At 67.6% G+C, this 12768-nt stretch carries 7 protein-coding genes; 3 read left to right on the top strand and 4 right to left on the bottom strand.

The window, feature by feature from the left end:
• Nucleotides 1-350 precede the first annotated feature (350 nt).
• Nucleotides 351-1289, top strand: a complete 939-nt coding sequence (locus AC1AYN_RS01995) for an endonuclease domain-containing protein (RefSeq protein ID WP_476501971.1) — start codon at nt 351-353, stop codon at nt 1287-1289.
• Between the two features lie 153 nt (nt 1290-1442).
• On the opposite strand, the gene aspS is transcribed toward AC1AYN_RS01995, so the two are convergent.
• Together aspS and hisS are read right to left on the bottom strand one after the other, a co-directional pair.
• Nucleotides 1443-3242 carry an aspartate--tRNA ligase gene (aspS, locus tag AC1AYN_RS01990; RefSeq protein ID WP_476501972.1) on the bottom strand — a complete coding sequence of 600 codons (1800 nt, stop codon included), beginning with the start codon at nt 3240-3242 and terminating at the stop codon, nt 1443-1445.
• A 65-nt stretch (nt 3243-3307) separates the two neighbouring features.
• Entirely contained in the window at nt 3308-4687 is a 1380-nt protein-coding gene (hisS, locus tag AC1AYN_RS01985) for a histidine--tRNA ligase (protein WP_476501973.1), read from the bottom strand.
• 128 nt (nt 4688-4815) lie between these two features.
• Here hisS and AC1AYN_RS01980 point away from each other — a divergent pair, with 128 nt between their 5' ends.
• Complete coding sequence (locus AC1AYN_RS01980; RefSeq protein ID WP_476531745.1) at nt 4816-6261, top strand: DUF349 domain-containing protein; 1446 nt, start codon at nt 4816-4818, stop codon at nt 6259-6261.
• 107 nt (nt 6262-6368) lie between these two features.
• On the opposite strand, the gene AC1AYN_RS01975 is transcribed toward AC1AYN_RS01980, so the two are convergent.
• Nucleotides 6369-8153 (bottom strand): bifunctional metallophosphatase/5'-nucleotidase, encoded by a 1785-nt coding sequence (locus AC1AYN_RS01975; protein WP_476532311.1) that lies wholly within the window; start codon nt 8151-8153, stop codon nt 6369-6371.
• Between the two features lie 238 nt (nt 8154-8391).
• Between AC1AYN_RS01975 and AC1AYN_RS01970 the strand changes: the two genes are divergently transcribed.
• Nucleotides 8392-10050: an acetolactate synthase large subunit gene (locus AC1AYN_RS01970; protein ID WP_476532310.1), complete on the top strand. Its 1659-nt coding sequence runs from the start codon at nt 8392-8394 to the stop codon at nt 10048-10050.
• Between the two features lie 121 nt (nt 10051-10171).
• Here the strand turns inward: AC1AYN_RS01970 and AC1AYN_RS01965 are convergent, their stop codons facing one another.
• Nucleotides 10172-12751 (bottom strand): ATP-dependent Clp protease ATP-binding subunit, encoded by a 2580-nt coding sequence (locus AC1AYN_RS01965; protein WP_476531743.1) that lies wholly within the window; start codon nt 12749-12751, stop codon nt 10172-10174.
• Nucleotides 12752-12768 lie beyond the last annotated feature (17 nt).

Raw genomic sequence — 12768 nt, 5'->3', positions numbered from 1 at the left:
CTGCGATCGGCCACGCCCGGACGGGCGGAAGCCTGAGCCCATTGACGGATGACGCGCGGCGGCACGCTTCGACGCGTGGTCCCGCTGGAGTACCGTCATCCTTCACAGGCGCAACTTGGCTGGTTTCCTTTCGTTCGGTTCCTCTGGCATATCGAAGAACCCGTATTCACGATGCCGTTCGTACATTAGGACGAAACGACGACTTCGCCGATTGTGGACAATCCGACGGGACACGCCGCAGCGGCATCCGGAATCGACCGGGTTATCCACATCGCCCGGAATCATGTCCCTCCCGATCCGGCTTCGGTTATCATGCCCGGATGAACACATACGGCTATGACGAAGCGCCCATGGACGGCGAGGTCCACGATTACGTGAGACGCCGTCTGAACGAACAGGCGGCGGCAAAGGCGCAGGCGTGCCTGGGGCTGCTGCCGCGGGTGAGGACGGAGCGCACGACCTGCTTCGCCTTGGACACGGCGTTGACGCTGTACGCCGTCGAAACGCCACGATGCGGCGGACTGCCACGATGTGATTTCCGCGTCGTCGTGCGCGACCGTGTGGCACGATCGTCCCTCGACGGCGTCGATTTCCGCACCTGGAACCAGCCGTTCGCCACGTATACGTTCCCCAACGGATTGGTATGCGTGCATCCCATCGATACGTGGATCCAATACGCCCGATATCTGGATCTCACCGAGATGGTGGTGCTCGGCGAAGCGATCGTCCGACGATTCGGGTACGCGTTCGATGATCTCGCCAATCGGCTTACGGCGTTTCGCCGCATCGCCGGCCGGGCGCGATGCGACGCGGCCCGACCGCTCATGCGACCGTCCGACTCCGTGCAGGAGACCCGTTCGCGGCTCGCGCTGCTGCGGTATGGCCTGCCGATGCCGGTCATGCATCATGCCGTCGCGGCTCCCGGTGGAACGACCCGGTACGTCGTTGACATGGCGTACCCGGAGCGCCGTGTCGCCATCGAATACGACGGCGACCATCATCGCCGGTTCCGCAGCCAATACGTCCGGGACCAGCGCAAACGCCGGGAGCTGCGCGCGATGGGGTGGACGGTCATCGAGACGTTCGCCGACGACATACGTGACGCCGACGGACGATGTGACTTCGCGCGACGTGTGGCGGACGCGGCCGGCATGCCGTTCACGGCGATGCCGAGCCGCGCGCATCGCGCGCTCGCAGACCCGTCCCTCCGTCCCAACGCGCGCCGCGGCGAATACCATCGACGCGCCTTGGCGCGCGAGGCGTCCATGCACCGCCCCATGGTGCGGTGACCTTCCCATGGTGCGGCAACACACTTTCTCCACAACCGCGAAATCAAGCCGTTTTGCGACACCGCACCATGGGGGTTTTACCGCACCATGGGAACGGGTGGGTTTGAAAAAGGGTGAGCCCCCTGATGGGGGCTCACCCTTGGATGGGGACGATCAGTCCTCGTCCTCTTCCGGGTCGTAGTCGACGCCGGTCTCGGCGCGCTGTTCGGCCGAGATCGGGGCCGGGGCACCGGTCAGCGGGTCGCGGCCGCCGCCGGCCTTCGGGAAGGCGATGACGTCGCGGATGGTGTCGGCGCCGGCGAGGATCGACACGGTGCGGTCCCAGCCGAGGGCGATGCCCGCATGCGGCGGGGCGCCGTACTTGAACGCCTCGAGCAGGAAGCCGAACTTCTCGGCCGCCTCCTCGGAGGAGATGCCGAGGACGTTGAGCACGCGGTCCTGGATGTCGTCGCGGTGGATACGCACCGAACCGCCGCCCATCTCCTCGCCGTTGCAGACGATGTCGTAGGAGTCGGACATGGCGTGCTCCGGATCCTGGTCGAACTTGTCGATCCAGTCCTTGGACGGCATCGTGAACGGGTGGTGCATGGAGGTCCACTTGGAGTGGCCGACCGCCACGTCGTCGTCGTCCGGATCGTCGGTCGGCTTGAACAGCGGGAAGTCGACGACCCACGTGAACGCGAACTTCTTCGGGTCCAGGAGTCCCGCGCGGGAGGCGAGCTCGACGCGCACGGCGCCCAGCAGCAGCTGGGAGGACTCGCGGGAACCGGCGGCGAAGAACACGGCGTCGCCCGGCTCGGCGCCCACGGCCTGCATCAGGCCATTGCGCTCCGCTTCGGACAGGTTCTTGGCGACGGGTCCCTTGAGCTCGCCGTCCTCGGTGAAGGACACGTAGGCGAGGCCCTTGGCGCCGCGCTGCTTGGCCCACTCCTGCCACGCGTCGAACTGGCGACGCGGCGTGGAGGCGCCGCCCTTGAACAGGACCGCGCCCACGTAGGGGGCCTGGAACACGCGGAACGGCGTGTCCTTGAAGTATTCGGTGAGCTCGATGAGCGGATTGCCGAAACGCAGATCCGGCTTGTCGGAGCCGTACTTATCCATGGCGTCCTGCCAGGTGATGCGCGGCAGCGGCAGCTGCACCTCGTAGCCGGCGGTCTTCCAGATGGCGGCGATGACCTTCTCGGCCATGGCCATGACGTCCTCCTGGTCGACGTACGCCATCTCCATGTCGAGCTGGGTGAACTCGGGCTGGCGGTCGGCGCGGAAGTCCTCGTCGCGGTAGCAGCGGGCCAGCTGGTAGTAGCGCTCGACGCCGGAGACCATGAGCAGCTGCTTGAGCAGCTGCGGGGACTGCGGCAGCGCGTACCAGGAGCCGGGCACGAGGCGGGCCGGCACGACGAAGTCGCGGGCGCCCTCCGGGGTGGACTTGATGAACGTCGGGGTCTCGACCTCGGTGAAGTCCATGTCCTCCAGGGCGTGGCGGGCGGCCTTGGCCATGTCGGAGCGCAGCTTCAGGTTGTGCTGCATGGACGGGCGGCGCAGGTCGAGGTAGCGGTACTTCAGGCGCACGTCCTCGCCGGGCAGCTTGTTCTCGGACTCGTTCTCGAGCGCGGTGGACACCTGGAACGGCAGGGCGTCGGACTTGGCGAGCACCTCGATGGTCTCGGCGACGACCTCGATCTTGCCGGTGGCGAGATGTTCGTTCTCGTTGCCCTCCGGGCGCAGGCGGACCTCGCCGACGACCTGGATGACGAATTCGCTGCGCAGCGGGCGGGCCATGTCCTCGTCGTAGATGACGACCTGCACGAGGCCGGTCGCATCGCGCAGATCGATGAAGGCGACGCCGCCGTGGTCGCGGCGACGGTCGACCCAACCGGCGAGGGTGACCTTCTGACCGACCAGCGCCTCGGTGACTTCGGTGGCATGGTGTGTTCTGTAAGCCGTCTGGCTCATGCTTCCTCTTTCAGTTCTTGACGTGTCCCGACACGCCGTCCGACACGACGCGGGGACGGCGGTTCTCAGTCGATGACTACGGTTTGCCGGGCACTAACAGTATCCGGCTCCCATGACGTGGCGTCGGCCGGGTTCTGGTCGCCGGAAACGATGTTCTTCACCTCGTCGCCCGCGCCCTCCTGGCCGGGGAACCACACGTACGGGATGCCGAGCTTGTCGGCGTACTTGATCTGCTTGCCGAGCTTGGCCGCGGTGGGCGCCACGTCGGCGGCGATGCCGCGCGAGCGCAGCGTGTTCGCGATCGCGTTCGACGCGGCGCGGTCCTCCTCGTTCCATACGGCGACAAGCACGCTGGCCGGCGAGACGCGGCTCGCGTGCGCGCCGGCGGTGTGCAGCATGTAGCTGACGAGACGGCTCAGGCCGATGGACAGGCCCACGCCCGGGTACTTGCGGCTGCCCTGCGAGGCGAGGTTGTCGTAGCGGCCGCCCGAGCATATCGAGCCGAGCGACGCGGCGCCATCGAGGAACGTCTCGTAGACGGAGCCGGTGTAATAGTCGAGTCCGCGCGCGATCTTGAGGTCGGCGATCACGGAGCCGGGGCGGATGGCCGCGGCCTGGTCGACGATCATCGCGAGCGTGTCGAGGCCCTGCTTGGCGAGCGCGTACGCCTCGGAATCGGCCGCGATGCCATGGGCCGCGCACAGCGCGTCGAACTTCGACGCGAGCTCGGCGCCGTCGGCGGCGGTCAACTCGGCGAGTTCGAGGCAGGCGCGCGCCTGCGCCTCGGACGCGCCGCACTCCTCGACGAGGAGCTTCGCGACCTCGTCGGCGCCGATCTTGTCGAGCTTGTCGATCTCGCGCAGCACGCCTTCGATGTCGGTCAGGCCGAGCCCGCGGTAGAAGCCCTCGGACAGCTTGCGGTTGTTCGCGTGCACGGTCGCCTTCGGCAGGCCGAACGCGCGCAGGCGTTCGAGCGCCGAGACCATGACGAGCGGCAGCTCCACCTCGTAGTGGTCGGGCAGGTCGCCCTGTCCGATCACGTCGATGTCGGCCTGGACGAACTCGCGGTAGCGGCCCTCCTGGGGACGTTCGCCGCGCCAGACCTTCTGGATCTGCCACCGCTTGAACGGGAAGGCGAGCTGGCCGGAATGCTCGACCACGTACCGGCTCAGCGGCACAGTGAGATCGAAGTGCAGGCCGAGCCGTTCCTCGATCGGGGTGTCGGACTCGCGACCGACCTCCTGCAGACGGGACAGCAGGTAGATCTCCTTGCTGGTCTCGCCTTTCTTCAGCAGGGACGCTCCGGTCTCCACGGCACGGGTCTCGATGCCGAGGAAGCCGTTGAGCTCGAAAACCTCACGGAGCGTGTCGATGACACGCTGCTCCACAACGCGTTCAGAGGGGAGCCACTCTGGAAATCCTGAAATTGATGCGCCTTTAGCCACGGAATCAATATAATAGGTGAGGGTTGCGTCAAACAACGCCATATTCCCATGGGGGTCCGAGCGGATTCCCCGGGTATCGCGATGCGGGACGCACGCCGCACATACTTCCAAGCTGTAAGGAGCTGGCCATGGCCGACGAGAACGTCACCGAAACCGAGAACACCACCGAGCCCACCGAGCAGGCGACGCAGCCCGCGGTGGAACAGACCGCGCCCGCGGCAGCTCCGAAACCCTCGGCGATGCCGAAGCCGCACGCGCCGTCCCCGGCCGCGTTCGCCCACAAGCCCGCCGCCGCGCGCCCCGCCGCGCCGGCCGCCAAGAGCGGCCACGCCGAGGCCGCGATCCACGAGGCCGAGGCGTTCGGCCGCGTCGCCGACGACGGCACCGTGTACGTCAGGGAGGGCGAGACCGAGCGCGAGGTCGGCCAGTTCCCGGACGTGTCCAAGGAGGAGGCGCTGGCCCTGTACGCCCGCCGCTTCCTGGACCTCAAGGCGAAGCTCGACGCGCTGGCGGGCCGCCTCAAGTCCCGCAACGTCAAGCCGCGCGAGATCGACGAGTCCCTGAAGATGCTCGCCGAGGAGACCGCCTCTCCGGCCGTCGTCGGCGACATCGCCGCCCTGAAGGCCCAGTACGAGGAGCTGAAGGCCGCCGGCGAGGCGAAGAAGGCGCAGATCGCCGAGGCGCGCAAGGCCGCGATGGCGAAGGCCATCGAAGGCCGCACCGCCATCGTCGTGAAGGCCGAGGAGCTGGCCGCGTCGCTCGGCGACAACACGAACTGGCGTTCCACGGCGGACAAGTTCCGCGCCCTGTTCGACGAGTGGCAGGAGCACCAGCGCAACAACGTGCGCATCGACAAGAAGGACGCCGACGAGCTGTGGAAGCGCTTCTCCGCCGCCCGCACCACGTTCAACCAGGCGCGCCGCAAGTGGGCGCAGGCCCGCGACGTGGAGCGCAAGGAGGCCCGCGACGCCAAGGAGGCGATCATCGCCGAGGCGAACGAGCTGAAGGACTCCACCGCGTGGGGCGAGACCTCCCGCAAGTTCAACGAGCTGATGGACCGCTGGAAGAAGGCGGGCCGCGCCGGCCGCAACGAGGACGACGCCCTGTGGGCGCAGTTCCGCGAGGCCGCCGACACCTTCTTCAACGCGCGTCAGGCCGACCGCGACCAGATCTCCTCCTCGGAGAAGGAGAACCTGGCCGCCAAGGAGGCGCTGCTCGTCAAGGCGGAGGCGCTCGTGCCGGTCGCCGACGAGAAGGCCGCCAAGCACGCCCGCCAGGAGCTCGCGAAGATCCAGGAGGAGTGGGACCAGATCGGCTACGTGCCGCGTGACGACATGCGCCGCATCGAGGGCCGCCTGGACGCGGTCGACAAGCAGATCAAGGCCGTCGAGGACGCCGCCTGGAAGCAGTCCGACCCGGAGGCCGACGCCCGCAAGTCCAGCTTCGAGGAGCAGCTCAACGCCCAGCTCGCCGAGCTCGACGAGAAGATCGCCGCCGAGTCCGACCCGAAGAAGAAGGCGAAGCTCGAGGCCGAGAAGGCCACGAAGGAGCAGTGGCTCAACGCGGTGAAGTGATGCCGCGCGCCGCGTAGTGCGGTCCACGCCACGCGTAAAGAAGCCCGCCGTGAAGGAGATCACGGCGGGCTTTTCGTATGGTTCTCTCCCCAGCCGGCTTCGCTTCCCTACACGAGCACGGTGCCGGTGACGGGCAGCGGGATGCGCACATCCGGGTGACGGCCGAGATAGTCGGCGAGCGCCTCGCCGTACCCCATGTCGAGCTCGTGGTAGTTGCTGCCGGCGCGGAACGCGGTGTACCGGTCGCCGCCCTGGAGGAGGAACGAGTTGGATGCGGCGATGACGAGGTCGTCGTCGCCGATCTCGCGCCCGTCGACCGTGAGGTCCACGATCGACGCGCCGCCCGCGTCGTCCGTGCTCTCCCCCGGCACGTCGGGCGCCTGCCCGCCGGTCACGTACCGGTACCGCACGTTGCCAGACACGCCGAGACGCGAGATGACGGTGCGGCCGCCGTGTTCGCGCCATTGCTGGGCGAGCACGGCCTTGAGCTCGCGTCCGGTGAGCGTGGTCTTCGCGACCTTGAACTGGAGCGCCATCATGCTGTCGACCTCGCGCAGGGTAATCTTCCCGTCGCCGTTCTGGTCGAGGTTCGCGGTCCTCAGACTTCCCTCGTTGGAGAATCCGACGACGGGTATCCGGTCGCCGGCGTACAAATCGCGGCGCACGGCCTCGCGTTCGGCGTCGGCGACGAGCACGCCGAGCGCGCTTTCCGTGCCGGGCGACGGCACCTTGCCGAAGTAGGCGTCGCGCGCGATGGTGCCGACGACACGCCCGCCGACACGCCGCGCGCCCGCCGCGGCCTTCCGCCAGATGGCGGCGGCGCGGCGCACGCGCGCGTCGGTCTCGCCGGCCGACCGCCACGCGGCCTGTTTCGCATGGGCGACGCCATCGGTGCCGTCCGCGCCGTCGAGCGCGTAGACGCCGGCGACGCCGGTCGGCGTCATGCCGTTGCCGGGGTCGACGTCACGCACGGCGACGTGCGACGTGCGTCCGGAGCCGGTGATGACGAGATCCTGCACGGCCATGTCGCGCCCGAAGCTGCCCGCTTCGATGATGGGGGCGCCGGCGGCGGTCGTCATGCGTTTGACGGCGTGGCTGTGGCCGGCGTAGACGAGGTCGACGTTATGGTCGAGCGCCGCCGCGCCGGTTCCGGCGGCGGCGGACGCGTCGGCGTGGATGAGCGCGATGACGGCGTCGGCTTCGCCGTTCGCCTCGTCGCCGTCGCTGAGCTGGTCGGCGACGCGGTTGACGGCGTGGACGGCGGTCTCGTCAAGGTCGGCGTCGCGGGTGATCTGCGGCGTGGCGACGGCGCCGAGCGCGTCGGTGAGCGCGCCGACGAACGCGACGCGTTTGCCGTTGACCGTGCGGATCGTGTAGTCCTTGACGTGGCTCAGCATGCCGTCGGACGTCTTGTTCGCGGCGGACACGTTGGCGCTCAGCCAGTCGATGCCGTTGGCGGGCGCGGCGATGCGGTCGTTGAAGTCGGCGACGCCGCGGTCGAACTCGTGGTTGCCGACGGCGGAGACGGTCAGTCCCCACGCCTTGGCCATCTCGAGCGTGGGTTCGTCCTTCTCGTACGCGGATTCGTAGGGGCTGCCGCCGACGAGGTCGCCGGCGGAGACGGGCACCGTGTTCCCCGGGTTGTGCGCGTCGGCGAGCGCGAATCCGGCGGCGTTCGCCTCGCCGCGTTCGATGTGCCCGTGGAAGTCGGTGATGTCGGCGATGGTGACGGTGCGTTCGCCCGTGGCCGCGTCCGCGCCGGAGAAGGGAACGGTTCCCGGGTTCGACGCGGACGCGTGCGGGGCCGCGAGCGCCGCGACGAGAAGGAACGTGATACCTGCGATGGCGACCCCCGGTCGCCTGCCGGCCTTCGTGCGCCGGCCTGACTGCATCCTGCTCACGATTGCAAGGTATGCCGCGTGGTTGAACGGCGTTCCCGCGCATGCCGTCGCGCAGGTGAATTCTCAGTGGCTTCTGAGTGGGGGCCGGAGGTCCCGTCCGACACGCGTCCACTATGCGGCGGGAGGCCCAAACGCACATCGGTGCTGTTACACTATCCCTACCGTGAACGCTACAGACGCAACGGCATCCACGGCGACCGAGCCGCAGGAGCAATCGAAGAAGACCCACATCCGCACCGTCGCCGACCTGTTCGTCGAATGTCTCGTCAACGAGGGCGTGGAGACCATGTACGGCATCCCCGGCGAGGAGAACATCCCGCTCATGGAGGCCATCGAGCGTGACGGGCGCATCCGCTTCGTCCTGACCCGTCACGAGCAGGGCGCCGGTTTCATGGCCGCCACACAGGGCCACCTGACCGGCAAGCCGGGCGTGTGCCTGGCGACGCTCGGCCCGGGCGCGCTGAACCTCACGCTGCCGGTCGCGCAGGCGAACGCGAGCACGACGCCGCTGGTCGCGATCTGCGCGCAGGGCAACGTGACCCGTCTGTATAAGGAGTCGCATCAGATCGTCGACCTGGTGAGCGTGTTCCGTCCGCTCACCCAGTGGACGTCGATGGTGATGGAGCCCGCCTCGGTGCCGGAGATGGTGCGCAAGGCGTTCTCGATCGCCCAGCGCAACCGTCCGGGCGCCACCTGCCTGATCCTGCCGGAGGATGTGGCCGAGATGCCGGCGCCCGAAGGCGCACATCCGCTGCCGTTGCCGAACCCGATGAGCTTCGCGCCCACGCCGGACACGATCGAACGCGCGGTGAGCATCATCCGCGGCGCGAAGCATCCGATCATCCTCGCCGGCAACGGCGTGGCGCGCGGCCACGCGGAGAACCGTCTGCTCGCCCTGGCCGAGCAGCTCAACGTGCCGGTGGCGACCACGTTCGAAGGCAAGGGCGTGATCTCCGACCGCATCCCGCTGGCGCTCGGCGTGGTCGGCTTCATGCGCCACGACTACGAGAACTTCGCGTTCGACGAGGCGGACCTCATCATCGCGGTCGGCTTCTCGATCCAGCAGTTCGATCCGAAGAAGATCAACCCGAACGACGACAAGACGATCATCCACATCAACACGTTCATCGAGGACACGGACGCGCATTACTCGACGGCCCTGAACATCATGGGCAACATCGACGCGACCCTGTCCGCGCTGGTCGACGCGCTGGCACGCCAGCATGTGACGTTCGGCGTGTCCCATCCGAAGATCCACGAGCTGCTGACGGACGAGTACGAGTCGTACGCGCAGGACGACTCGTTCCCGCTCAAGCCGCAGCGCATCGTCGCCGACACGCGCCGCGCGATGGAGACCGACACGGACATCGCGCTCGTCGACACGGGCGCGTTGAAGATGTGGATGGCGCGCCTCTACCCCACGTACTATTCGAACACGTGCGTAATCGACAATTCGCTGTCGACGATGGCGTGGACTCTGCCCGGCGCGGTCGCCGCCTCGCTGGAGAACCCGGGCCGTCCGGTGCTCGCGGTGATGGGCGACGGCTCGTTCATGATGAACGTGCAGGAGATCGAGACGGCGGTGCGCGTGGGCGCGCGCATCGTGATCCTCGTATGGGTGGACGAGGCGTACGGCCTCATCAAATGGAAGATGGACCTGCATGACGGCAGCCACGAGTACGTGGACTTCAACAATCCGGACGTGGTGGCGCTCGGCATGAGCTTCGGCGCGAAGGGCCACCTCATCGAATCGGCGGACGAGCTGTACCCGACGCTGCGCGCCGCCCTGCGCTCCGGCTCGGGCATCGACATCATCGCCTGCCCGGTCGACTATTCGGAGAACATGAAGCTCATCGACAAGCTCGGCGAGGTCGACTTCAGCGCCTGACCGTCTTCCGGCCGCCGATGCATGACGACACATGACCATGCATGACATACGACGAAGGGCTTCGGTTCCAGCTGGAACCGAAGCCCTTCGTTCGTCTATGGCCGAAGCCGCGACCGGGACGTCACTCCGCGTCGCCGGAGGCGTCGCCCGTGGACGGGGCCGCGTCGGCGCCGACCAGCTCGGGCTCACCGCCTTCGCCGGACCCGCCTTCCGCGTCCGTCTTCGGCTCCTCGAAGTCCTCGCCCTTGAACGTGAACTCGCCGAGGATGCCTTCGCCCTCCGCGTCGACAACCACGCGCTGGCCGTCCTTGAGCTCGCCCATGAGGATCTTCTCGGAGATCGCGTCCTCGATGTCGCGCTGGATCACGCGGCGTAGCGGACGGGCGCCGAGCAGCGGGTCGAAGCCCTTCTGCGCGAGCAGGTCCTTCGCGGCGTCAGTGAGTTCGAGCGACATGTGGCGGTCGAACAGGCGGTCGTTGAGCTGCTTGACGTCGAGGTCGACGATCTGGCGCACCTGCGGCTCGGTGAGCTGCTTGAACACGATGATGTCGTCCAGACGGTTGAGGAACTCGGGGCGGAACTGCTGCTTGAGTTCGGCGCTCACCTGCTCCTTCATGCGCTGGTAGCTGGACTCGGTGTTCGAGCCCAGGTTGAAGCCCGTGTTGGCGGCCTTCGCGATGTCGCGCGTGCCCAGGTTGGTGGTCAGGATGATGATCGTGTTCTTGAAGTCCACCTTGCGGCCCTGGCCGTCGGTCAGATGACCGTCGTCGAGCACCTGCAGCAGCGTGTTGAAGATGTCCGGGTGGGCCTTCTCGATCTCGTCGAACAGCACGACGGAGAACGGCTTGCGGCGCACCTTCTCGGTGAGCTCGCCGCCCTCCTCGTAGCCGACGTACCCCGGGGGCGCGCCGAACAGGCGCGAGGCGGCGTACTTCTCGGAGAACTCGGACATGTCGACGCGGATGAGCGCGTCCTCGTCGTCGAACAGGAACTCGGCGAGCGTCTTGGCCAGCTCGGTCTTGCCGACGCCGGTGGGGCCGGCGAAGATGAACGAGCCGGACGGGCGCTTCGGGTCCTTGAGGCCGACGCGCGTGCGGCGGATGGAGCGGGACAGCGCGGAGACCGCCTCGTCCTGGCCGATGATGCGCTTGTGCAGCTCCTTCTCCATGTTGAGGAGCTTCTTGGACTCGGCCTGCGTGAGCTTGAACACGGGGATGCCGGTGGTGGAGGAGATGACCTCGGCGATCACGTCCTCGTCCACGACCATCTTCACGTCGGACTCGCCCTCGTGCCAGGCCTTCTGCTTCTCCTTGAGCTCGGCCTGCATCTTCTCGAGGTCGTCCCTCAGGGAGGCGGCCTTCTCGAAGTCCTGGTCCTTGACGGCCTGCTCCTTCTCGGCGGAGAGCTTCGCGACCTTCTGGTCGAGCTCCTTCAGCTCCGGCGGCGTGGTCAGGCGCTTGATGCGCAGGCGCGCGCCGGCCTCGTCGATCAGGTCGATGGCCTTGTCGGGCAGGTTGCGGTCCTGGATGTAGCGGGCCGACAGCTCGGCGGCGGACTGGAGCGCGCCGTCGGTGATGGTCACCTTGTGGTGGTTCTCGTAGCGCGAGCGCAGGCCCTTCAGGATCTCGATGGTCTCGGCGATCGTCGGCTCGTGCACCTGGATCGGCTGGAAGCGGCGTTCGAGGGCCGCGTCCTTCTCGATGTACTTGCGGTACTCGTCGGTCGTGGTCGCGCCGATGGTCTGCAGTTCGCCGCGCGCGAGCATCGGCTTGAGCATGTCGGACGCGCCGAGCGCGCCGTCGGCCGAACCGGCGCCGACGATCGTGTGGATCTCGTCGATGAACAGCACGATGTCGCCGCGGGTCTTGATCTCCTTGAGCACCTTCTTGAGACGCTCCTCGAAGTCGCCGCGGTAGCGCGAGCCGGCCACCATCGAGCCGAGGTCCAGCGAGTAGACCTGCTTGCCCTTGAGGGTCTCCGGCACGTCGCCTTCCTGGATCTTCTGCGCCAGGCCCTCGACGACGGCGGTCTTGCCGACGCCGGGCTCGCCGATCAGCACCGGGTTGTTCTTGGTGCGGCGGGAGAGCACGACCATGACGCGCTCGATCTCCTTGGAGCGACCGATGACCGGGTCGAGCTTGCCCTCGGCGGCCTCGGCCGTGAGGTTGCGGCCGAACTGGTCGAGAATCGCCGAACCGGACTTGTTGGCCTTGTCGGCCACGCCGCCGGCGTTCGCCAGATCGCCCTTGCCCTTGCCGTCGCCGGAGTTGCCGCGGATCATGTCGATGGTGGTGGAGCGCAGCTCCCCCAGGTCGACGTCCATCTTGATGAGCACCTGCGTGCCCACGCCCTCGCCCTCGCGGATGAGACCCAGCAGGATGTGCTCGGTGCCGATGTAGCTGTGGCCGAGCTGCAGCGCCTCGCGCAGGCTCAGTTCGAGCACCTGCTTGGCGTGCGTGGTGAAGGGTATGTGGCCGTTGGACGTCGCGTTGCCCTTGCCGATCATCTCCTCGACCTGCTTGCGGGTGGCGTCGAGCTCCACGCCCTTCGCGGCGAGCGCCTTGGCGGCCACGCCCTCACCTTCGCGGATCAGTCCGAGCAGGAGGTGTTCGGTGCCGATGTAGTTGTGCTGGAGGGAGCGTGCCTCCTCCTGCGCCAACACGATCACGCGCCGCGCACGGTCTGTGAACCGTTCGAACATTATTGTCCTTCCTCAAT

This window comes from Bifidobacterium sp. LH_413 (genome assembly GCF_056357015.1).
This window is presented reverse-complemented; position numbering and strand designations above follow the sequence as displayed.

Excerpts from the sequence above, each read along its gene's own strand:
- AC1AYN_RS01995 (WP_476501971.1), top strand. The coding sequence starts at position 351 with ATGGACGGCGAGGTCCACGATTACGTGAGACGCCGTCTGAACGAACAG.
- aspS (WP_476501972.1), bottom strand. The coding sequence starts at position 3,242 with ATGAGCCAGACGGCTTACAGAACACACCATGCCACCGAAGTCACCGAG.
- AC1AYN_RS01980 (WP_476531745.1), top strand. The coding sequence starts at position 4,816 with ATGGCCGACGAGAACGTCACCGAAACCGAGAACACCACCGAGCCCACC.
- AC1AYN_RS01975 (WP_476532311.1), bottom strand. The coding sequence starts at position 8,153 with ATGCAGTCAGGCCGGCGCACGAAGGCCGGCAGGCGACCGGGGGTCGCC.
- AC1AYN_RS01965 (WP_476531743.1), bottom strand. The coding sequence starts at position 12,751 with ATGTTCGAACGGTTCACAGACCGTGCGCGGCGCGTGATCGTGTTGGCG.